Source organism: Cellulosimicrobium cellulans (genome assembly GCF_016921195.1).
Lineage (GTDB): Bacteria > Actinomycetota > Actinomycetes > Actinomycetales > Cellulomonadaceae > Cellulosimicrobium > Cellulosimicrobium cellulans_F.
The window spans coordinates 620,804-642,786 of record NZ_JAFGYF010000001.1; the positions used below are offsets into that span (position 1 = coordinate 620,804).

General features: G+C 73.4%; 19 protein-coding genes. 9 read left to right on the forward strand and 10 right to left on the reverse strand.

The annotated features are described in order from the left end of the window. Window positions 1–58: 58 nt before the first annotated feature. Both pgm and JN535_RS21425 read right to left on the reverse strand, forming a co-directional pair. A complete protein-coding gene (gene pgm, locus JN535_RS02675) occupies window positions 59–1,753 on the reverse strand; it encodes a phosphoglucomutase (alpha-D-glucose-1,6-bisphosphate-dependent) (RefSeq protein WP_205201754.1) in 1,695 nt (564 codons plus the stop codon). Window positions 1,754–1,876: 123 nt separating this feature from the next. Continuing rightward, on the reverse strand, window positions 1,877–2,809 hold the full coding sequence (locus tag JN535_RS21425) for a TetR/AcrR family transcriptional regulator (protein ID WP_205201756.1): 933 nt from the start codon (window positions 2,807–2,809) through the stop codon (window positions 1,877–1,879). Window positions 2,810–2,941: 132 nt separating this feature from the next. Here JN535_RS21425 and JN535_RS02685 point away from each other — a divergent pair, with 132 nt between their 5' ends. Next, window positions 2,942–3,964, forward strand: a complete 1,023-nt coding sequence (locus tag JN535_RS02685; RefSeq protein ID WP_307868128.1) for an ABC transporter ATP-binding protein — start codon at window positions 2,942–2,944, stop codon at window positions 3,962–3,964. Next, window positions 3,961–4,821 carry an ABC transporter permease gene (locus tag JN535_RS02690; protein ID WP_205201769.1) on the forward strand — a complete coding sequence of 287 codons (861 nt, stop codon included), beginning with the start codon at window positions 3,961–3,963 and terminating at the stop codon, window positions 4,819–4,821. Before JN535_RS02685 ends, JN535_RS02690 begins: the two co-directional genes overlap by 4 nt. 92 nt (window positions 4,822–4,913) lie before the next feature. Here the strand turns inward: JN535_RS02690 and nrdG are convergent, their stop codons facing one another. Both nrdG and nrdD read right to left on the reverse strand, forming a co-directional pair. After that, a complete protein-coding gene (nrdG, locus tag JN535_RS02695) occupies window positions 4,914–5,510 on the reverse strand; it encodes an anaerobic ribonucleoside-triphosphate reductase activating protein (protein WP_307868129.1) in 597 nt (198 codons plus the stop codon). Then, window positions 5,507–7,705 (reverse strand): anaerobic ribonucleoside-triphosphate reductase, encoded by a 2,199-nt coding sequence (nrdD, locus tag JN535_RS02700; RefSeq protein ID WP_205201771.1) that lies wholly within the window; start codon window positions 7,703–7,705, stop codon window positions 5,507–5,509. Before nrdD ends, nrdG begins: the two co-directional genes overlap by 4 nt. 437 nt (window positions 7,706–8,142) lie before the next feature. Between nrdD and JN535_RS02710 the strand changes: the two genes are divergently transcribed. Then, a complete protein-coding gene (locus JN535_RS02710; RefSeq protein ID WP_205201773.1) occupies window positions 8,143–8,520 on the forward strand; it encodes a hypothetical protein in 378 nt (125 codons plus the stop codon). A 107-nt stretch (window positions 8,521–8,627) separates the two neighbouring features. Here the strand turns inward: JN535_RS02710 and JN535_RS21430 are convergent, their stop codons facing one another. Beyond that, on the reverse strand, window positions 8,628–9,854 hold the full coding sequence (locus JN535_RS21430) for a glycosyltransferase (RefSeq protein ID WP_205201775.1): 1,227 nt from the start codon (window positions 9,852–9,854) through the stop codon (window positions 8,628–8,630). Between the two features lies 1 nt (window position 9,855). Next, window positions 9,856–10,470, reverse strand: a complete 615-nt coding sequence (locus tag JN535_RS02720) for a TetR/AcrR family transcriptional regulator (protein ID WP_205201777.1) — start codon at window positions 10,468–10,470, stop codon at window positions 9,856–9,858. Between the two features lie 80 nt (window positions 10,471–10,550). Between JN535_RS02720 and JN535_RS02725 the strand changes: the two genes are divergently transcribed. The 3 genes from JN535_RS02725 to JN535_RS02735 all read left to right on the forward strand — a co-directional run bounded on the left by JN535_RS02725 (window position 10,551) and on the right by JN535_RS02735 (window position 12,265). Next, window positions 10,551–11,081, forward strand: coding sequence for a DinB family protein (locus tag JN535_RS02725; RefSeq protein ID WP_205201779.1), 531 nt, complete (start codon window positions 10,551–10,553; stop codon window positions 11,079–11,081). A gap of 129 nt (window positions 11,082–11,210) precedes the next feature. Beyond that, window positions 11,211–11,591: a hypothetical protein gene (locus JN535_RS02730; RefSeq protein ID WP_205201780.1), complete on the forward strand. Its 381-nt coding sequence runs from the start codon at window positions 11,211–11,213 to the stop codon at window positions 11,589–11,591. Continuing rightward, window positions 11,588–12,265, forward strand: a complete 678-nt coding sequence (locus tag JN535_RS02735) for an HAD family hydrolase (protein ID WP_205201782.1) — start codon at window positions 11,588–11,590, stop codon at window positions 12,263–12,265. Before JN535_RS02730 ends, JN535_RS02735 begins: the two co-directional genes overlap by 4 nt. A gap of 74 nt (window positions 12,266–12,339) precedes the next feature. Here JN535_RS02735 and JN535_RS02740 read toward each other — a convergent pair whose 3' ends face one another. Further along, the gene (locus JN535_RS02740) at window positions 12,340–13,125 is read right to left on the reverse strand and encodes a class I SAM-dependent methyltransferase (protein WP_205201784.1); all 786 of its coding nucleotides are present in this window, start codon (window positions 13,123–13,125) and stop codon (window positions 12,340–12,342) included. 197 nt (window positions 13,126–13,322) lie between these two features. On the opposite strand from JN535_RS02740, the gene JN535_RS02745 reads away from it, so the two are divergent. Continuing rightward, entirely contained in the window at window positions 13,323–14,156 is an 834-nt protein-coding gene (locus JN535_RS02745; RefSeq protein WP_205201786.1) for a MerR family transcriptional regulator, read from the forward strand. Window positions 14,157–14,261: 105 nt separating this feature from the next. Then, window positions 14,262–16,367: an elongation factor G gene (locus JN535_RS02750; protein WP_205201788.1), complete on the forward strand. Its 2,106-nt coding sequence runs from the start codon at window positions 14,262–14,264 to the stop codon at window positions 16,365–16,367. A gap of 45 nt (window positions 16,368–16,412) precedes the next feature. On the opposite strand, the gene JN535_RS02755 is transcribed toward JN535_RS02750, so the two are convergent. Further along, window positions 16,413–19,769: a DUF7927 domain-containing protein gene (locus JN535_RS02755; RefSeq protein WP_205201790.1), complete on the reverse strand. Its 3,357-nt coding sequence runs from the start codon at window positions 19,767–19,769 to the stop codon at window positions 16,413–16,415. 333 nt (window positions 19,770–20,102) lie between these two features. Here JN535_RS02755 and JN535_RS02760 point away from each other — a divergent pair, with 333 nt between their 5' ends. Further along, a complete protein-coding gene (locus JN535_RS02760) occupies window positions 20,103–20,504 on the forward strand; it encodes a DUF3592 domain-containing protein (protein WP_205201792.1) in 402 nt (133 codons plus the stop codon). A 60-nt stretch (window positions 20,505–20,564) separates the two neighbouring features. Here the strand turns inward: JN535_RS02760 and JN535_RS02765 are convergent, their stop codons facing one another. Together JN535_RS02765 and JN535_RS02770 are read right to left on the reverse strand one after the other, a co-directional pair. Further along, window positions 20,565–20,831 (reverse strand): hypothetical protein, encoded by a 267-nt coding sequence (locus tag JN535_RS02765; protein WP_205201794.1) that lies wholly within the window; start codon window positions 20,829–20,831, stop codon window positions 20,565–20,567. A 314-nt stretch (window positions 20,832–21,145) separates the two neighbouring features. Then, window positions 21,146–21,709, reverse strand: coding sequence for a hypothetical protein (locus JN535_RS02770; RefSeq protein WP_205201803.1), 564 nt, complete (start codon window positions 21,707–21,709; stop codon window positions 21,146–21,148). Window positions 21,710–21,983 lie beyond the last annotated feature (274 nt).

A 21,983-nucleotide genomic window follows, 5' to 3' on the forward strand; every position in this document is an offset into this window, starting at 1 on the left:
CCCTGGTCATGACCACGGTTCTACCTCGCGCTACCAGGGTTCTACCCCGGCGGGACGATCAGCTGCCGAGAGCGGCGGAGACGACGTCCTTCGCCTCGGCCTGGACCTGGGTCAGGTGCTCGGCGGAGACGAACGACTCGGCGTAGATCTTGTAGACGTTCTCCGTGCCCGACGGCCGGGCCGCGAACCACGCGTTCTCGGTCGTGACCTTGAGCCCGCCGATCGGGGCGTCGTTACCGGGCGCGTCGGTGAGCTTCGCGGTGATCGGCTCGCCCGCGAGCTCGGTCGCGGTGACCTGCTCGGGAGAGAGCTTGCCGAGCGTCGCCTTCTCCTCGAGCGTCGCGGGCGCGTCGACCCGGGCGTACCAGGACTCGCCGTACTTCTCGACGAGGTCGCGGTGGTGCTCGGACGGGGTGCGGCCCGTCGTCGCGATGATCTCCGACGCGAGCAGCGCGAGGAGCAGGCCGTCCTTGTCCGTGGACCAGACGCGGCCGTCCTTGCGCAGGAACGACGCCCCCGCGGACTCCTCGCCGCCGAACCCGACCGAACCGTCGAGCAGACCGGGCACGAACCACTTGAACCCGACGGGGACCTCGACGAGCCGGCGACCGAGCCCGCCCGCGACCCGGTCGATGAGCGCGGACGACACGAGCGTCTTGCCGATCGCGGCGTCGTCGCGCCAGCCCTCGCGCGCGCCGCCGTAGAGGTACTGGATCGCGACGGCGAGGTAGTGGTTGGGGTTCATGAGCCCGGCGTCGGGCGTGACGATCCCGTGGCGGTCGGAGTCGGCGTCGTTGCCGGTCGCGACGTCGAACGGCGCGCCGCCCTCGGCGTCGCCGGACTCCCCGGTCATGCCCGAGACGAGGGACGCCATCGCGTACGGCGACGAGCAGTCCATGCGGATCTTGCCGTCCCAGTCGAGCGTCATGAACGCCCACCGCGGGTCGACCCGCGGGTTGACGACCGTGAGGTCGAGCCCGTACCGCTCGCCGATCTCGCCCCAGTACTCGACCGACGCGCCGCCCAGCGGGTCGGCGCCGATCCGCACGCCGGAGTCGCGGATGGCGTCGAGGTCGAGGACGTTCGCCAGGTCGTCGACGTACGTGGTGAGGAAGTCGTGCTTGTGCACGTGCTCGGACGTGAGCGCCTGGGTCAGCGGCACGCGCGGCACGCTGCCGACGCCGGTGCGCAGGATCTCGTTCGCGCGGTCCGCGATCCAGCCGGTCGCCTCGGACCCGGCGGGGCCGCCGTGCGGCGGGTTGTACTTGAAGCCGCCGTCGCGCGGGGGGTTGTGCGACGGCGTGACGACGATCCCGTCCGCGAGGCCCGGGCCGGTGGTGCGGACGCCGTCGACCGTCGTCGCCTCGTTGTGCAGGAGGATCGACTGCGAGACGGCGGGCGTCGGGGTGAACGAGTCGCGCGCGTCGACGTACGTCTGGACGCCCGCCGCGACGAGCACCTCGAGCGCGGTCTGCCACGCGGGCAGCGACAGCGCGTGCGTGTCGCGCCCGATGAACAGCGGGCCGTCCGTGCCCTGCGAGCGCCGGTACTCGACGATCGCCGCGGTGATGGCGATGATGTGCGCCTCGTTGAACGCGTGGTCCAGGCTCGACCCCCGGTGGCCCGACGTGCCGAACACGACCTTCTGGGCCGGGTCGTCGACGTCGGGCGTGAGGTCGTAGTAGGCGCCGACCACGGCGTCGACGTCGATGAGGTCGCTGGGCTGGGCGGGCATGCCGGCGCGGGGATCCATGGGTCGATCCTGCCAGGGGTGGCGGTTGCGCGTCAGCCGTTACCACGCCCGACCAGCGTTCTACCTCGATCGACCAGGGTTCTATTTCGACCGACCAGGGTTCTACCTCGCGCGATCGGGGCTCTACCTCGGCTCGGCGGCGTTCGCGCGGTCGATCGCCATCTCGACGGCGTCGAGCAGGCGGTCGAGGCTCGCGTCGAACGGGCCCTGGGGGGCGTCGAAACCGCCCGCGACGTAGACGCGCGTCATGACGGGGTAGCGCTCGACGTCGAACCAGTCCTCCCAGAAGCTGCCGAGCGTCGTCCAGTACTCGTCGTTGCCCACGCCGGTCGCGTCGCGCTCGGTCCGCTCGGCGATCGTGGCGCGCGCGAGGCCCTGGACGTAGTTGTCGACGAGGCCGAGGGTGTCGACGACCTGGAGCTCGGAGAGGCCCGTGTCGACGATCGTCCGCAGCCCGGCCTCCTGGGCGTCGAGCACGTGGGGCGCGAGCGGGGCGCGCCACATGTTGGTCTGCAGGATCCACGGGTGGCGCAGGTAGAGGTTCCACAGCTCGTGCGCGTACTGCGCGAGCGCGGGCCGCCACGGCGCGCCGGCCTCGGGCAGGTCGAGCTCGGCGTACGCGCGGTCGATCATGAGGTCGACGAGCTCGGTGCGGCCGGGCACGTACGTGTAGAGCGACATCGCGCCGACGCCGAGCTCCGTCGCGACGCGCCGCATGGAGAGCGCGTCGAGGCCGCCCTCCTGCGCGACGGCGATCCCGGCGTTGACGACGTCGTCGAGCGTGAGCCGCGGCTTGCGCCCCCGCGTCGCGGGCGCGGGCGGGTCCCAGAGGAGGGCGAGGCGCCGGGTGATCTCCGGCGTGCGGACGACCTCCGTGAACTGGGCCCGCGCGTGCTCGGCGGCCTGCACGGCGGAGGCGACCCCGGCGTCCGCGGCCGCGACGACGCCGCGCGGGCGCTGCTCCGACTCCTCCTGCTCCGGGGTCGCGGGCGAGGGCTGCGGGGAGCCCGACGGCGCGCGGTCGCCGTCGCGCTCGTCGGTGCGGTCGGTCGTCACGTGCGTATCCTCCCCGACTTCGGTCGTGCCCCGCCCGGACGACCCCGGCGGGACAAAGGCTTGCCTCTTCCCGTACACCGTATGCTAACGTGGGTCGTCAATTTCGGTACGGCGTACGAAAGGGTGGCTCCGGTGATCCGAGCCCGTGGCCTGACCAAGACCTTCTACCGCAAGAAAGAGACCGTCGAGGCCGTCAAGGGCATCGACGTCGACGTCCGTGGGGGCGAGCTCGTCGCGTTCCTCGGCCCCAACGGGGCCGGCAAGTCCACGACGTTGAGGATGCTCACGAGCCTCCTCGAACCGACCGCCGGGACCGCGGAGGTCGCCGGCTACGACGTCGCGCGGCACCCCGCGCACGTGCGCTCGCGCATCGGCTTCATCGGGCAGGGCAACGGGGGCGGGTACTCCTACCGCGTGCTCGACGAGCTGCACAACCAGGGCCGTTTCTACGGCCTGCCGCCCGGCGAGTACACGCAGCGGGCCGCCGACCTGCTCGCCGCGCTCGACCTCGGCGGGCTCGAGAAGCGCGCCGTGCAGTCGCTCTCCGGCGGCCAGCGGCGCCGGCTCGACGTCGCGCTCGGGCTCATGAACCACCCGCCGCTGCTCTTCCTCGACGAGCCGACGACGGGACTCGACCCCCACGCGCGCGCCAACCTCTGGGAGCACATCGCCGCGATGCGCGAGCGGTACGGCATGACGATCGTGCTCACCACGCACTACCTCGATGAGGCCGACAGCATGGCCGAGCGCGTCGTCGTCATCGACCACGGCGAGATCATCGCCGACGCCACGCCGGACGCGCTCAAGCGCGACCACGCCGACGACGTCATCACGCTCGCGGTGGTCCCCGCGGCCGGCGGTGGCAACCTGTCGGGCGGAGCCTCGGGCGAGGGGTCGGGCGCGGTGCCCGACGTCGTCGGCCGCGTCCGCGCGTCCCTCGCCGAGGACGTGGGCCAGGTCGAGACCGCGAGCGGCGCCGACGGCGTCGTGACCGTCCGCATCTCGACGACCCACGGCGCCGACCGGCTGCCCGAGGCCATCGAGGCGCTGCGCGTCGGCGGCCTGGTGGTGCGCTCGGCCGAGCTCAAGCAGGCGAGCCTCGACGACGTGTTCCTCAACCTCACCGGGCGCAGCCTGCGAGAGGAGGCAGCATGAGCACGCGCACCGACCTCCCGTCGCCGGCGAGCCGGACGACGCCCGGCGGCGACGCCCTCCTGCGGACCGGGGCCGCAAAGTTCCTCGCCGACACCTGGGCCGTCTTCACGCGCGAGATCCTGCTCGTGCTGCGCGACCCGTTCACGCTGATCTTCTCGTTGCTGCAGCCGCTGATCTTCCTCGGGCTGTTCGGCCCGCTCCTCACCGGAGCCGTCGGCGGGTTCGGGGGCGGGGCGCCCGGTGGCGGCGGGTCCACCGCGGAGACGCTGCAGTGGTTCGTGCCCGGCGTGATCGTCATGATCTCGCTGTTCGGCACGTCCATGAGCGGGTCCAACCTGCTCTACGAGATGATGACCGGCTCCTACGAGCGCGTCCTCGCGACACCGCTCGACCGCTCGGCGATCCTCGTGGGCCGCTCGCTCAAGGAGTTCGCGCCGCTCGTCGTGCAGGGCCTGCTCATCGCGCTCGTCTGCGTCCCGTTCGGGTTCACGCTCTACCCGCTGCACCTGCTCGTCGGCCTGCTGCTTCTCGGTCTGTTCGGCATCGGCGTCGGCGCGCTGTCCATCGCGCTCGCGCTCGCCGCGAAGAACCGCGAGTGGCTGTTCTGGGGCGTGCAGCAGTCGCTGCTGTTCCCCCTTCTCATCCTGTCCGGCATGATGCTGCCGCTCGAGGCCGGGCCGGCGTGGATGCGCACGGCGGCGCTGTTCAACCCGCTCACCTACATCGTGGACGCCGAGCGCGCGCTGCTCGCCGGGTCGTTCGCGGACACCGACGTGCTGTGGGGCTTCGTCGCCGCCGCGGTGACGTGCGTCGTCGGCCTGTGGGTCGGCATCCGCCGCACCCGCAAGACCGTCTGACCAGAACCCGAGGTAGGGGCCCCGGTAGCTCGAGGTAGAGGCCCGGTCCGTGACCCCGCGTCCATCTCGGCCTACCACGCCTCTACCTCGAGCTACCGGGCCTCTACCTCGGTGGACCGGAGCTCTATCGCGGCAGGTGGATGCCAGGGGACCGCGCGGCTCGACGCGAGGGAGGCCCGCGCGTCGAGCACGCGCTGGTTGGTGCTGCCGCGGAACGCGAGCGTGAGGTCGCGGCGCGCGAGCTCGAACCGGCCGTCGACCAGCACGTCGACCTCGGCGAGCAGCGCGCGCTGGTCCGCGGTCCCCGCGCGCAGCTCCTCCAGGGTGTAGCCCGTCCAGCACCACACGTCCCGGCGGTCGCCGAGCTCGGCGCGCAGCCGACGCACGAGGCGCAGGCACACGCCCGTGTTGAGGAACGGCTCGCCGCCGAGCAGGGACAGGCCCTGCACGGCGGGGTGCGCGAGGTCGGCGAGGACGCGGTCCTCCAGGGTGTCGTCGTACGGGCGCCCGTAGCGGAAGCTCCACGCGGCCTCGTTGAAGCAGCCCTCGCACGCGAACAGGCACCCGCTCACGTACAGCGAGCAGCGCACGCCCTCGCCGTCCACCATGACGAACGGCTTGTAGTCCGCGACGTACCCCCGGCTGACGCGGTCCGAGCGCCAGCCGGGGCCGGGGGTGCGCGTGGTCACGCCGACGCCGGGTCCGCCAGGTGCTTGACCCGCGCGGAGATCTCCGCGTGGCGGCCGTGCACCATGGGGCGCTGCTGCGGGTTGCCGAGGTATCCGCACGTGCGCTTCACGACGTCGCACGTGCGCGGGTCGGCGTTGCCGCACGAGGGGCACGCGAAGCCGCGCGCGGTCGGGTCGAAGTCGCCCGTGAACCCGCACGCGTAGCAGCGGTCGATGGGCGTGTTCGTGCCGAGGTAGCCCACGCGGTCGTACGCGTAGTCCCACACGGCCTCCAGCGCCTTCGGGTTCTGCTGGAGCACCGGGTACTCGCAGTAGTGGATGAAACCGCCCGACGTGTACCGCGCGTACTCGGCCTCGAAGTCGAGCTTCTCGAACGGCGTCGGGCTCTTGCGGACGTCGTAGTGGAAGCTGTTCGTGTAGTAGTCCTTGTCGGTGATGTCGGGCACCGCGCCGAACCGCTCCCGGTCGAGGCGGCAGAACCGGTCGGTCAGGCTCTCGCTCGGCGTCGCGTAGACGCTGATCCGGTAGCCGAGCCGCGCCGTCCACCCGGCGGCGTGCGCGTGCAGGGACCGCAGCACGTCGAGCGTGAGCTCCTTGGCCCGCGGGTCGTGCTCCCAGGCGCCGCCGTAGAACGCGGCGGCGACCTCGTACAGCCCGATGTACCCGAGCGACACCGTGGCGCGGCCGTCGCGGAAGAGCCGGTCGACGTCGTCGCCGGGAGCGAGGCGCTCCCCGAACGCCCCGTGGACGTAGAGGATCGGCGCGTTGCCCGGCGTCGCCTCCTTGCAGCGCTCGATGCGGAGGACGAGCGCGTCGTGCACGGTCTCCAGGCGCTCGTCGAGCAGGCGCCAGAACGCGTCGGGGTCGCCGTCCGCCTCGAGCGCGATGCGCGGGAGGTTGAGCGTCACGACGCCGAGGTTCATGCGCCCCTCCGAGACGTCCCGGCCGTGCTCGTCCTGCCAGCCCTGGAGGAACGACCGGCACCCCATGGGCACCTTGAACGACCCGGTGAGCTCGACGATCTTGTCGTACGACAGCACGTCCGGGTACATGCGCTTCGTCGCGCACTCGACCGCGAGCTGCTTGAGGTCGTGGTTGGGGTCGCCGGGGTCGAGGTTCACGCCGCGGCGCAGCGTGAAGATGAGCTTGGGGAAGATCGCGGTGCGGCCCTCGCTGCCGAGACCTCGGATGCGGATCTGGAGGATCGCGCGCTGGATCTCGCGCTCCAGCCAGCCCGTGCCGAGCCCGAACCCGACCGACGTGAACGGCGTCTGCCCGTTCGACGTGAACAGGGTGTTGATCTCGTACTCCAGCGACTGCATCGCGTCGTAGATGTCCTTGCGCGTCTTCTCCCGCGCGTACTCCTCGTGCGCGGACTCGTCGGCGATCCACCGGCGCGCGTCCGCGCGGTGCTTCTCCAGGTTGCGCTCGGCGTAGGGGGCGAGGAGCTCGTCGATGCGGTTGACCGAGCACCCGCCGTACTGGCTGGAGGACACGTTCGCGATGATCTGGCTGATCTGCGCCGTCGCGGTCTGGATCGAGCGGGGCGGCTCCACCTGCGCGTTCCCGATCCGGAAGCCGCTCGACAGCATCGACCGGAAGTCGATGAGGCAGCAGTTCGTCATGGGCGCGTACGGGTGGTAGTCGAGGTCGTGGTAGTGCAGGTCGCCCTTCTGGTGCGCGTTCGCGACGTGCGGCGGCAGCATCCGCAGCCCGATCGCCTTGCCCACGGTCCCGGCCGTGAGGTCGCGCTGGGTGTTGAAGACCTCGCTGTCCTTGTTCGCGTTCTCGTTGACGACCGTCGAGTCCTTGTCGAGCAGCCGCACGATCGAGTGGTTGAGGTCCGTCGCGCGGCTGCGTGCGAAGTCGCGCTGCACGCGGTAGTCGATGTAGGCGCGCGCGACGTCGTACTCGTGCGACTCGAGGAGCACGTGCTCGACGACGCCCTGGATCTCGTAGATCTTCACGGTCGCGTCGAACCGCGCCGCGATCTCCGCGTCGACCCGGTCGACGACCTCCGCCACTCGGCGGCGGTGCGTCGCCGTGAGGTCGCCGTGCACCTCCGCGAACGCCTTCGTCACGGCGGCGCGGATGCGGGCGTCGTCGAACGGCCGTCGGCGGCCGTCGCGCTTGAGGACCTCCAGCGTGGCGGTCGTGCGGTGCGGTGCTGCCTGGTCGAGCTCGATGGCGGTCATCGCTCGTCCCCTCTGCCCACCGGGTTCTCGCCGGCGCGCAGGGGTTGCGCGACGGACCGTACCCCAACATGTGGGGTGTGAATCACGGCTGCGCCACCATATCTAGTCCGACGACGGCGCGTGGCGACCGTCGACGGCGCGCCGCGGGACGCCGTCGAAGGTCAGGACGAAGGTCCTGCGAGGCCGGGACGTGCGGCCGCGCGGACGGGGGACTCCGCGCGGCCGGAGCCGGCCGCCGCGGCGCTAGCCTCGGGACGTGGCCCGACGTCCGCCCGGCTGGGTGCCGAACCAGCACGGCGCGTGGCCCATGCTCCTGCTGCCGTTCGTGGTCGGCACGGTGCGCGGCGTGCAGGACCGCGCTCAGGCTGTGGGCGTCGGCGCGGCGCACCGAGCGGTCCGTCGCCGCGGGCGGCGCCCTGACGGTCGCGGCGTCGCTCATGACGGTCGTCGCCGACGCGGCGTGCCGGCCCACGGGTGCGTCCGTCCTCGCCGTCCCGGCCGTCGTCTGGCTGGTCGCCGCGCTGCTCCTCGCGTACCTGCTCGGCACGGTGCTCTACGTCAAGACGATGATCCGCGAGCGCGGCATGCTGTCGTACGTCGTCGCCTCGGTCGCGTACCACGCGGCGGTCACCGTCGCGGCGGGCGTCGTCGCCGTCGTGCACGACCCCACGTGGTGGTGGGCGACGGCGTTCCTCGCCGCCGCGACCGCGCGGGCGGCGCTCCTGCCGGGCCGGCCGCTGAGCCCGAAGGCCGTCGGGATCGGGGAGATCGTCGCGACGGTGCTGCTGCTCGCCGTCGCGCTCGTCGTGCGGTAGCCCTGGGCATTCGCCGGCCCGGCCCACCTCCTGCTGCTCGCGCGTTCCCAGGGCGTTCGACGTCGACGCGGCCGTGCAGCGCTCGTCGCTCGTGCGGGAGACAGGGCTCAGCGGTCGATCGCCGCGGCGATGACCCGGGCGCTCACGACGGCGCCGTCCTCGCGGGCGTAGGCGTCGCGCACGCGCCCGGCCGCCTCGCGGAACCGCGGCTCGGTGAGAAGGCGCGTCACGGCGTCGGGCAGGGCGGTCGTCCCGGCCTGCTTCGGAGAGAGCGCGACGGCGTTGCCCTGCCGGACGCAGACGTCGACGTTCCACATCTGCTCGGGCTGCAGCCCCATGCCGACGAACGGCACGCCCGTGGCGCACGCCGTCTGGACGGTGCCCTGCCCGCCGTGCAGGACGGCGGCGTCGACGAGCCCGCCCAGGCGGTGCGCGGGGAGCAGGTCGGTCACATGGACGTTCGGGGGCAGGACGTCGCCGTCGCGCAGGTAGTGCGCGACGGGCGCGACCACGTGGACGGGGAGATCGCCGAGCCGTCGCGCGGCGGCGAGCGTGAGGTCGCGGCTCGCCGACGACCCGAGCCCGAGGTAGACGAGCGGCTCGGGCCGCGCGGCGAGCTCGTGGACCACCTCGGGGAGCGGAGTGTCGAGGTGGGCGAAGATCGGCCCGACCCGCTCGTACCCGGCCGGGAGCGCGTACCCCTCCAGCTCGGACGGCATGACGGTGAGCAGGTTGCGGTCGGCCTCCAGCAGCGACACGACCGTCCGCAGCGGCGGGACGCCGTGCGCGCGGGCGACGGTGGTGAACGCGTGCGGGGCGAGAGGGGCGTGGTTGTACGCCCACCGCAGCGCGGTCGTCGCGACGCGGTCGAGCGTCCGTGCGGCGCGTCCCGTGCCGCGCACGAGGCCGAGGCGCGCCGTCTGCTCCACCTGCGGCCGAGTGAGGGCGAACGGGACGGGGTAGAAGAGCGGTACGTGCTCGGCGCGGGCCGAGATCATGGACGTGGGGTTGGTGCCGATGACGACCGCCGCCGCCTTCACGTCGCGGATCAGCGCGCGCTCGGCGTCGACGCGCGCGGCGACGAGCTCGGCGGTGAACGGGTTGCGCAGCGTCCGGCCCTGGTCGAACCGCAGTGCGAGCGCGCGCTCCTCGGGCGTGAACGCGGGGTGCTGGGGCCGGTACTCGAACCCGGCCTCGGCGACGAGGTGGGCGAAGTCGTCCTCGTAGCCCATGAACACCGGCGTGTGCCGGGCGGGAAGGGCGCGGGCCACCTCGATCATGCGCGTCACCTCGGCGAGGTTGAACGTGATCGGGCAGAACACGACGGCGGCCACGTCAGTCCCTCTCGGTCGGGCGGGTCGAGGGCGCGACGGCGTCGCGCAGCATGGCGAGCGCCGCGCGCGCGGCGTCCGCGCCGGCGTCGCCCTGGGCGAGGGCCCAGGCGTCGACCGCGAGGAGCGCGGCGAGCGCGACGTCGGTGAGCAGGTCGGGCGGGACGTCGTCGCGCAGCACTCCGAGCTCCTGGCCCCGCTCGACGTAGGCGCGGGCGCCGGCGGTCCAACGGTCGCGGAGCGCGCGGAGCGCCGCGTCGGGCTGTGCACGGTGGGCAAGGAGCCCGAGCGCGCGGGCCTCCGGGTGCACGGCGAGCGAGCGCTCGAGCCCCGCGGCCGCGCGGGTCAGGGCGTCGAGATAGGTCCTCGCGGTGAGCGTCGTCGGGTCGGGCAGGGCGAGTGCCTCGTCCACGAGCGTCGCGAGACGGGCCAGGAGGTCGTCGTAGAGCGCCCGCTTGTCACCGACGTGGTGGTACACCGAGCTCTTGGCGACGCCCGACGCCTCGACGATCCGGTTGAGCGACGCACGCTCGAAGCCGAGACGCGCGAACTCCTCCGCGGCGGCCTGCCGTAACCGCGCGCGGGCGGCGGGGTCCATCGGGGCGCGTGGGCGGGACATGCGCCGGACCGTAGCATTCCTGGACCGTTGCGGTCTAGGAATCGGCGCCTACGAGAAGGAGCCGCCGCTAGGGTGGCGCCGTGACCGACCACCGCACCGACCCGCCCGTCGCCGCCGACGAGGTGGCCACGCTGCGCGGCTTCCTCGACTTCCACCGCGACACGCTGCGGTGGAAGACGTCGGGCCTCGACGCAGCCGAGCTCTCCCGCCGCGTCCCGCCGTCGTCGATGACGCTCGGCGGGCTGCTCAAGCACCTCGCGTTCGTCGAGTCCCAGTGGTTCTCGCAGGTGCTCCTCGACGAGCCGCTCCTGGCTCCCTTCGACACCGCCGACTGGGCTGACGACCGGGACTGGGACTGGACGTCCGCCGCGGGCGACTCCCCGGCGGAGCTGCGCATGCTCTTCGACCGCGCCGTCGCGGCGTCGGACGCGATCCTCGACGACGCGCTCGCCGACGGCGGCCTGGACCGGCTGAGCGCGCGGCCCGACCGGCAGACGGGGGAGCGGTGGAACCTGCGCTGGATCCTCGTCCACATGATCGAGGAGTACGCGCGGCACAACGGTCACGCCGACCTGCTCCGCGAGGCGATCGACGGGACCGTCGGCGAGTAGCGCCCAGCCGCTACGTCGCCGAGTGCAGGCAACGGTCGCGGTCGGCTGGGCGCAAGCATCTCAGGCACTCTGCGGATCTTGCCGGGTCGACGGTTGCCCTCGGCTCCGGTGCCCGGGACGATGGCCCGCGTGACCGCTCCCGAGCAGCCCTCGTCCGTTCCCTCTCCGCGCCGCCCGCGCGTCGCGACGGTCGTCCTCGCGTCGCTCGTCCTGGTCGGGGTCACCCTGCTGGCCGTCGCGGCCTGGGTCGCGAGCCGCCCGACGTCGTCCGGGTGGTTCGCGTACGCGCCGCTGTCCGGGACCACGTTCGTCCCCACCGGGGCGTACCCGCTGGGCACTGCGGCGCTCCTCGCCGGCGCCGGAGCGCTGCTCGTCGGGGGCGCGATCGGGTTCGTCCTGGGTCGCCGCAGCGGCCCGGCCGCGGTGAAGGGCTCCGCGACGACCGCGTCCGGAACGTCGGGACCCGGGGGAACCGCGGGATCCGCCGGCGACGAGGCGTCGGCCGGATGAGCGCGAGCGACGACCTCGTCCTGCTCGACCTCGACGGCACGCTCACCGACTCCGCCCCCGGCATCCTCGCGTCGGTGCGGCACGCGTACGGCGTGCTGGGGCTCCCCGTCCCCGCCGAGCCGCTGCTCCGCGGATTCGTGGGGCCCCCGCTCGGGGAGTCGTTCACGGCGCACGGTGTGCCGGTCGACCTCGTGGCCGACGCCGTCGCTGCCTACCGCGACGTGTACGCGGCCGGGAAGCTGCTCGACAACGCGGTCTACCCGGGGATCCCGGAGTGCCTGACGGCGCTCCGAGGCGCCGGGCTGCGCCTCGCCGTCGCGACGTCGAAGCCGGAGCCGATGGCGCGGCGGATCGTCGAGCACTTCGGGCTCGGCGCGCACCTCGACCGCGGCCTCGACGACGTGTTCGGCGCGACGCTCGACGGGTCGCGCAGCACCAAGGGCGACGTCGTCGCGCACGCGCTCGCGTCGCTCGGCGCCCCGCGTCGCGCGGTCATGGTCGGCGACCGCGAGCACGACGTCCTCGGAGCCGCGGCCCACCAGATCCCGTGCGTCGGGGTCGCCTGGGGATACGCGCGCCCTGGCGAGCTGGCCGCGGCGGGGGCGACGGTGGTCGTCGGGACACCCGCCGAGCTCGTGACGCTCCTGCTCGACCGGGAGCTGCCCGCCGCCTGACGGACCTACGCTCGCCCGGGCGGCGCGGAAGCCGGGGCGGGCGCCGGGACGCGGCCGACGGTGAGGGGCGATCTTCAGGCGCGCGCGAGCACGACGACGGGCGCGAGGAGCCCCGCCCGGGTCGCGGCGACGTTGTTGCTGATCCGCGTGACGAACTCCTGGCCGAACACGACCACGAGGCCGTCCTGCCCCGGGCCTCCGGCCGCGGCGAGCGCTGCCCGGCGGTCGTCGACCCGTAGCACGTCGAACCCGGCCGCCGTCAGCGCGTCCGTGTAGGCGTCGGGGGTCTCGACGAACGACGACCCGGCGTCGACCGCCCACGGCATCGGGAACGGCAGGTCGCCGACGCCGACGCGCATCTGCTCGTACAGCCCGAACGGGCCGCCGGGTCGGACGACGCGGTGCACCTCCGCGAACAGGGCGGCCTTGTCGGGCACGTTCATGCCCACGTGCACGAGCATCGCGCGGTCGTGCGACGCGTCGGCGCACGGGAGCCGGTCCCCGTCACCCAGCGCGAACGTCACGAGGCCGGCGAGGCCGGTGCGCCCGGTGAGCTCGCGTGCCGCGTCCACGAAGTCCGGGCTGACGTCCACGCCCGTGACGGAGCAGGCATACCGGTGGGCGGCGAGCCGCGCCGGTCCGCCGATCCCGCACCCGACGTCGAGCAGCGAGACGCCCCGCGCGAGGCCGAGGAGGTCGAGGAGCGCCGAGGTCGCGGCGGCGCCTCCCGCGTGCAGCTGGTCGTAGGGGGACAGCGCGTCCACGGTCACCGGCCCGGCGTCGGCTCCCGCCGCGGCGAGGATGCGGGCGGCGAGGTCCGTCCCGGCGTAGTGCCGCCGTACCTGGTCCGTCGTGGCCATGGCGGCCTCCGTGCTCGTCGCGCACCCACCTGCGGGTGCTCTTTCGACGGTACGCCCGTCGACGCCACGTCGCTCGCGTCCGTCGGCCCGATCCGTTCGAGCCGGTTGACCTTGACGTAACGTCAACTTCTAGCGTGGTTCTCGTTGCCGCACGAGGCACGACCACCGAGACGCCGACAGCACGGGAGGAGGCAGAGATGCACCCGCCAGGGACGACGAGCGAGCGCACGGCCGACTGGTCCATCCAGGAGGTCGCGCGCCTCGCCGGCACGACGAGCCGCACCCTGCGTCACTACGACGCGGTGGGGCTGCTGCGCCCGAGCAGGGTCGCGTCCAACGGCTACCGCCACTACGACGCGGACGCGCTCGTGCGTCTCCAGCGGATCCTGCTCCTGCGCGACCTCGGCCTCGGGCTCCCCGCGATCCAGGAGGCGCTCGACGGGGCCTCGGACGCGGGGGCCGACGGACCGCCGTCGGGCGCCGCCGCGCGTGAAGCGCAGGTGCGCGCCCTGCGCGGCCACCTCGAGTGGCTCCGGGCGGAGCGGCAACGGCTGGCGCGGCAGATCGCGTCGGTCGAACGGACGATCACCACGATGGAAGGAGGTGGCGAGCTCATGGCGGACGACATGTTCGACGGGTTCGACCACACGCAGTACAAGGACGAGGTCGAGGCCCGCTGGGGCAAGGACGCGTACGCACGGAGCGACGCCTGGTGGCGCGGGCTGTCCGACGACGAGCGTGCCGCATGGCAGACCCGCACGCGCGAGCTCGGTGAGGACTGGACCGCTGCGGCCACCCGCGGGGTGGACCCGGCGTCCGAGGAGGCGCAGGCGCTCGCGCGCCGCCACGTCGAGTGGCTCGGCGGCGTTCCCGGCACGCCGGGTGCCGGCGCCGCTCCGGTCAAGGAGTACGTCGTCGGGCTCGGCGAGATGTACGTCGCCGACGAGCGGTTCGCCAAGAACTACGGCGGGGTCGAGGGCGCCACGTTCGTGCGCGACGCCCTGCTCGTCTACGCGGACGCCCACCTGTAGTCGGCGCCCGGGCCGGGACCTCCGGCCCGGGCACGAACCGCGCGACGTCACTAGCCTGGGACGTGGCGGGACACGGCGCCCCGCCCGCTCGCCAGGAGGCAGCCCATGGCCACGACGTCGACGTCCACCGGCCCGGCCACGACCCGCAACGTCGCCCTCGTGGGGCACAGCGGATCGGGCAAGACCACCCTCGCGGAGGCGTTCCTCCATCGGGCGGGCGCGATCCCGCGGGCCGGCTCCGTCGCCGAGGGCACGACCGTCTGCGACCACGAGCCCGAGGAGGTCGCCCGCGGCATCTCGGTCAGCCTCGGCGTCGCACATCTCGACTGGCGGGCGCCCGACGGCGTGACGCACCAGATCACCCTGCTCGACACGCCCGGATCGCCGGACTTCGCGGGCTCCGTCGACGCGGCGCTCGCCGTGGCCGACGTCGCGCTCGTGGTGGTGAGCGCCGTCGACGGGGTCCAGTCGGGCACGGAGGAGGTCTGGCGGCGCTGCGACGAGGCGGGGATCCCCCGCCTCGTCGTCGTCTCCCAGGAGGACCGCGCGCGGGCGAGCTTTCGCACCGTGCTCGGCGCGCTGCGCGGCGCGCTCGACGCGCCGTTCGTGCCGCTCGAGCTCCCGCTCGGCGAGGAGCAGTCGCTGCACGGCGTGGCCGACGTCCTCACGGAGCGCGCGCGGGAGTACGACGGCGCCGGGCGCACCCACGAGGAGGACGTCCCCGCGGACGTGCGCGACGAGGAGCACGCGCTGCACGACGAGGTCGTGGAGGAGATCGTCACGCACGACGACGACCAGCTCGAGGCGTACCTCGCGGGCGACGGGCCCGGTGCCGCGGACCTCGAGCGCACGCTCGCGCACGAGGTCCTCGCGGGCGAGGCCGTGCCCGTGCTGCTCGCCTCCGCGGTGACGGGCGTCGGCGTCGACCGGGTGCTCGACCTCGTGTGCGAGCTCGGTCCCTCGCCGGCCGACCGGGCGGCCGTCGTCGCGCTGCCCGACGGCGCGGGGTCGGGCGGCGCCGACGGCTCTCCCCAGGCGGGCGCGACGACGGAGGTCACTGCCGACCCCGCGGGGGACACGCTCGTGCACGTCTTCCGGACGGTCGTCGACCCGTTCGTCGGGCAGGTCTCGGTCTTCAAGGTGCTCTCCGGGTCCGTCGCGACGGGCGACCGCCTCGTGAGCACCGTGACCGGTGAGGAGGACCGCGTGCACGGGCTCTTCCGGCTGCGCGGGCGCGAGCACGTCGCCGTCGACCGGGTGGTCGCGGGCGATATCGCCGCCGTCGCGAAGCTCTCGGCCGCCTCGACCGGGACGTTGCTGGCGGCGCGGCGCGCGCCCGTGTCCGCGCGCGACCTGCCCCAGCGGCCCCCGGTGTACGCCGTCGCCCTGCGGCCCGTGTCGCAGTCCGACGACGACAAGCTGTCCTCCGCGCTCACCCGCCTGCGCGCCGAGGACCCGACGCTGCACGTCGACCTCACCGGGTCGCAGGCCGTGCTCGGCGGGCTCGGGGACACCCACCTCGCCGTCGCGGTCGAGCGGCTGGAACGCTCGTTCGGCGTGCGCGTCACGACCGAGCCCGTCCAGGTCGCGTACCGGGAGACCATCACGCGCGCCGTCGAGGTCGAGGGCAAGGTGAAGAAGCAGTCGGGCGGGCACGGGCAGTTCGCCGTCGTGCAGCTCCGGGTGTCCCCGCTCCCGCGCGGCGAGGGGTTCGCGTTCGTCAGCTCCGTCGTCGGCGGGTCGGTGCCGCGCCAGTATCTCCCCGCCGTGGAGCGCGGCGCGCGCGAGGCGATGGAGGGCGGCGGACCCCACGGCTACCCGGTCGTCGACCTGCGCGTCGAGGTCGTCGACGGCAAGGCGCACTCCGTCGACTCCTCCGACATGGCGTTCCGCACCGCGGGCGGCGTCGGGGTGCGCGAGGCGCTCGCGGCGGCGGGCACCGTCGTCCTGGAACCCGTCTCCGCGGTGTCCGTGACCGTCCCGTCCGACGCGCAGGGCGACGTCATGGGCGACCTCTCCGCACGCCGCGGCCACATCACCGCGACCGACTCCCTGCCCGACGGCCGCGTGCGCATCGACGCGCTCGTCCCCGAGGCCGAGCTCGCTCGGTACGTCCTCGACCTGCGCTCCCTCACCGGCGGGCGCGGGTCGTTCACGGCCGTCCCCGACCACTACGAGGTCCTCCCGGGCGGCGTCGGGGCGAGACGCTAGCCGATGCCCTCGTGCAGGTGCGAGCGGTCGGCCTCTGAGGTCGCCTCAGGGTGACGCTCGATGCCCGTCCGGGCGTGGTACGGGCGTCGCGCGCCCTCGGACCGCGCGCACGAGCGTCCCGACACCGACGAGCGCCAGCGCAGCGAGCACCGCGCCCCCGAGCCCCGCCCCGGTGAGCGGCAGGCCGTCGGCCGGGGCCGCGGCGTCGGCCGGGGGCGCCCCGGGTTGCGAGGGTTCCGCCGGGTCCCCCGGTCCCGGCGGCTGTGGATGCGGCGGCACGACGTGGGTGGTCGTCCGGCAGTCCGGCGCGCTGTCGGCGCAGGCCTCGGCCCCGTCCGCGGTGACCGCGTTGGTCAGGGTGACGTCGGTGGCGTCGTCGTCGACCACGACCTGGTAGGTGAGCGTCGCGGAGGGGTCCAGGAGCGGGACCGTCCAGGTGAGAGTCGTCCCGTCCAGGGCCGCCGTGCCGGCGCTCGCCTCGACGCTGGCCTCGACGAGCGTCGCGTGGGCGAGCACTCCCGAGAGGTCGTCGACGACGACGAGGTCGTGGGGGCGTTCCGCACCTCCGCCCAGGTCTGTCGCCGAGAGGGTGTAGGTGATCGTGCTCCCCGGCGTGACGCGGGAGCCGGGCTCCGGGTCGCTCGACTTCTCGACCGTCCAGGTCGATGGCTCGGCGACGTTGCGGAACGTGCAGATGATCCCGGCGAGGGGGTCGACGGTCACGGTCGCGACCGCGCGCGGGGTGGGCCCCGCACCGCACTGGATCCCGGCGAGGGCGTAGCCGTCGGGCGCGTCGGGCGCAGCGTTCTCGGAGAGCTCGTACACCGTGCCCGGTCGGACGAAGAACCGGAGGCCGAGCGGGGACGAGGTGCCGGGGACCGTCACGGGCTCCAGATCGGCCGGGAGGTCGTCGCCGACGGGTGTGGCCGTGAGTGACCATGCGCTCGGCGGCGCCGGCGACCCGTCGCCGTTCTCGACGACCTTGCGCAGCGCGAGCTGTGCGGTCCGGTTCACGATCTCGCAGGACGTGTGCTGCCCGAGCGGGGGTACGACGCCGCCGGTGAGACCGTCGACGACGGCGTCGAACACCGTGCCGTCGGCACTGACGGTGCGGCAGTACGCGGAGCCGGTCGAGCCGGGGTACTGGGAGCTGTCGCCCCGGAGGTCGTTCTGGACGTACCAGGGAGGCCCACCGGCCTCCGTGATCTCGTAGGGCACGTCGGGGGTGACCTCGACCTCGGTGACAGCGGGAGTTCCTGTCGCACCGCTGATGACCCCCGGTGCGGTGCCGTCGGGTCCGGTGGCCGTCAGGGTCCACGCTCCGGGGCTGGTGGCCCCGCCCAGCACGGCCTTCGAGAGCGTGAGCAGCGTGGGACACGTGAGGGTGTTGGTGACCGCGACCGTCGTCTCCGGTGCCGTGAGCGTCACGTCGTAGAAGGCGCTGACGGCCGGCGGAGCGCCCGGATCGCCGGGGTCGCGAGGGGCCGCCGGGAAGTCGTCGCCGACGGGCTGCCCGTTGATCGCGGTCACCGTCGCACTGTCGAGCGTGCACAGATCGAGCGACCCGACGTCGACCGTCTCGGCCAGACCGACCGTGTCGCCCTCGTTGAAGACCCGAGGTGGGCTCGGAGCCCACCCCGCGGTCGTGGGCGGGCGGACCCCCTCCGTGTCCGGAGGGTCCAGCCACAGCTCGGCGGAGAGACCGGGTGGTTGCTCGCCGTTCTCGAGCTCCACACCGTTGACCACCCATGTCTTGCTGACGCTCAGGCTCGCACGCGGGGCGGGCGCCTGGTTGTAGATCACGCAGCTCACCGCGCTCCCGGAGCTCATCGGGAACGAGAAGCCCGGGCTCTCGGCGTCTCCCGTGTTCGAGACCTCGAGGGCGACACCCTCCGGCTGGTCCGCGGTCCTGAGCGTGCAGACGGCGTTGGATCCCGCCACGGGGACGACCGTGTGACCCGGTTGCTGCGCCTCGGTCACGGTGACCGTGGTCTCGCCCGGAAAGTCCTCGAGGGGGAAGTTGACGGCGCCCGTGCCGTCGTCGGTGGTGGTCTGGGTCCCCGGGAGTCCGCCGATGTCGGGTGTCGAGTCGGCGGTGAACGTCCACCCCGGTCCTGCCGGTGCGGCGTCGTCGAGGGTGCCGCCGGGCGGGACGATCGCCTTGACCACGGAGAGCGAGGGAGCGCACTTGGCGAAGACCAGCTCACGGAGCGCGGCGCCGGCCTCGGCGAAGCCTGTCCGGTAGAAGTCGGCCGTCTCCGCGTTGCCCCCCGTGAACTCCTCGGTGCCGGACAGCGACGCGAGGTTGAGCGCGGCCTGGTCGCTCGCGACGCCGGAGCCCACGCCGACGGACAGCACACGCGTTCCCTCCGCCTTCAGCGCGTTGGCCGAGAAGATGCCGTTCTCCAGCTCACGGAAACGGGTGTTGGACCCGTTGCCCTGGTTGGGGTCGCCGTAGTAGGTGGGGTTGCCGTCCGTGATGACGACAGTGAGGTCGTAGGTCTCGCTCGCCTCGGCCACGGCCGCCACGCCACGGTCCCAGTTGGTGCCACCGCCCACGCCCCAGCCTGCGTACAGCGCCTTGAAAGCCTCGGCGTCCGCCGTCGTCGAGATCGGGAAGTGTCCGGGGTAGTTCGCCGAACCGTCGGCGGGCGAGACGCGGGAGAACGTGAACAGCGACATGCGCGACGGCGTGCCCGTGAGGGCGTCGACGAACGTGTCCGCCGAGGCCTTGAGGTCCGGCAGGTTCGCTCCCACCGACCCCGACAGGTCGAGGAGCAGCGCGACGTCGAGCCCGCACCGGCCGGGCAGCGGCGGATTGGCGCGCGACTGCTGCCAGACGCCGCTCGAGGCGTTTCGCGTCTGGCTCTGGGACACCATGAAGGTCGACGTACCTCCGGGTGAGCCCGACGTGACGACCTGGTCCGCGTACACCGCGGGGGTCTGGAACTCGTACCGGGTGGCCTGGGCCGAGCCGCTCAGCGTCGTGCTCAGCGAGTCGTTCGGGTACCAGCCGGGCGGGACGCCGACCTGGCGGACGAAGAAGCGGACGCCGCAGTTCTCGCCACCTCCCGCGCACGTGCCGGTCGGTCCCCGCTGTGCGTCGGGCACGACGAAGCTGCAGTCGCCCTCGGCGTCGGAGGTGCACGTGCCCCACTCCTGCGTGACCGGCGCGACGCCACCCGCGCCGCGGAAGAGCTGGAGGACGACGCCGGGCAAGCCTGCCACCGTGTTGACCCCGGTCCGGTCGCCGCCAGCGCGCACGCTGACGACCGCCTGGTTCACCGCGGGATCCGGCACCGCGGCCTCAGCGCGCGGTCCGGCGCCGGGCGCAGCCACCCAGGCGAGCAGGACGAGCAGGACGAGAGCCACCACCGTGCCGTGCGCGCGAGCCGCAGCCATACGATCTCCGATCGCCGGCGCCCGGCACCCCCGTGCACCGGGCTCCCGGCCTCAAGTGTCACCCGCGCTCGACGACCGCTCAACCGCGAGCCGGCGCCTGCACTTCGCCCCGCGGGAGCGTGCCGGGGCGACGCGGAGCGCTCGCAGGGCTCCCAGGTGCAGGGACGCTCCGGTGACCTGCGTCCGCGGCACCCGCGCCTTGCGCCCCGACCCGGATCCCGGTCGCGGTGGTCACCATGTCGCGGCGGAGGAAGCTGATTTCTGTTTGCGCGCACGAGGCGTTCGTGCGCGATCACCCGCCGTCCGTCCGAGGCGTCGGCTAACCTGCTCGCGATGTCAGCCTTCGGTGTCCTCCTGGTGGTCGGCGCGAGCGTCGCCGCGCTCGGTCTCATCTTCTGGCTCGTCGGCTTCGCTGTGGGCCGGGGTCGCCGGCGCGGCTGGGTACGGACGACGGGCACGTGGACCAGGTTCGAGACCCGTCTCGTGCGGTCGAGCCGGGTGACCTTCAGGACGCCCGACGGGCAGGAGCATCACGTCTACCCCGCCATGAACGCGACGTCCGTCCGCCCGAACGGCACCGTCCCGGTCGCGTACGACCCCGGTCACCCGAGCCGTGCCGTGATCGACACGTTCTACCACCGCGGAGACGTGCTGAAGACGATCGGCGCGGCCCTCGTCGGGCTGGCGGTGCTCACCGTCGTCGTCGCGGTGGTCGTGCTGCGTCCGGCACCGTAGGAGGCCGGCCGGACGGCCGAGCCCGCACAGCGGGTGCCACTCGTCACGGCGCGACATCGCTCAGCGTCTCTCGACGTGGGGACCACTGCCGCGGTGCTTGGTACGGATGGCGTCGATGAGCTCCCGGCCGTCGTCGTCGAGGGTGGTGGCTCCGCCGACGAGGACGAGGGTGGTGAGGAACAGGGCTGCGTCGCGCAGGAAGGCGACGTCGTCGCCGTCGTCCGGCCCGACGGCCAGGCTCATGGCGTCGTCGATGACGGCCCGCTGCTCGGGCGTCATGGGGCCGAGCGAGTCGATGTACGCGCCGACGTCGAACGGCTCGCTCACCTGGCCCCTCCCCCCAGAGGTCGCCATCGTCGCGATGGCCAGTTCTGCTGATCGTGCGGTCGTGCTCACCGGATCTGTCTCCGTGCCGAATGCTCCACGCACCCGTCGGTACGGCGACGCCGACGGGCGCGTGCGCGACCGCTTCTCGGGTGTGGCCGCACATTCACACCGTACGTAGTTGGACGGGTGTCCAGTACTATCACGAGCGTCCGGTGTCGGGTTGTTGCAGGTAGAGAGGGTGTCAGCCGGGCGCGGTGATGCATGCCACGACGCAATTTCACCCGGCGTTCCCCAGCAGGTTCATCAACGCGCGGTCACGTCTGGTCGAGGGCGTCGGTGGTGGTGTCGGCGTGCTGGTCGAGGGTGAGGTGGCGTAGTGCGGTGGCGGCGTCGAGGACCTGGGTGAGGTGGTGGTCGCGGGCGGCGTGGATGGCGCACCACACGAGCTGGCGGGCGAGGGCGTCGTGGGTCTGGGTGAGGTGGGCCTGCTCGGCGCGGCGCATGGCGCGCACGAGTGCGGCGAACGCGGCGTCGCGGGGTGTGGGTGCTGGGTTGGTGCGGTGCAGGGTCAGGGCGGTGGTGGTGCGCACGTCGACGGCGTGGCGTAGCAGGTCGTAGCGGCCGGCGGCGGTTGCGGCGGCTCGGGGTCGGCGTCGGTGGGCGGGGCGTAGCAGGAGGTAGGTGTGGAAGTTCTGGAGGTCGTCGGTGGTGAGGTCGGGGGGCAGGACGGTGTCGATGCGGCGTGTGGTGCCGGTGAGCAGGGGGGCGACGTCGTCGGTGGGGGCGAGGGGGCCGGTGGGGTGGGTGTCGCGGGTGCGGACGAGGGTGGCGTAGCCGAACGGGGTCGGGACGATGATGCGGTGGACGTCACGGTGCATGGTGGCCTCACAGGGCAGGGTGTGCGCGTCGACGGTGACGGGCGCCGGGACGAGGAAGCTGGGTGCCGCAGGTGCGCGGTAGCGGCGGTGTGGGGGTGGGGTGGCGGCCCGGCGCCCGGGCTTCTTCAGGCGCTGGGCCGCCGCCCCGTGGGGTGCCGGTTCGTGAGCGAGGGGCGGGCACGAACCGGTGTCGGGTGAGGCCCGCCCGCTGGTGGTGGGCGGGCCTCACGAATGGTCAGGGCACGGTCAGCTGGGTTGGCCGGTCGCCCCGCCC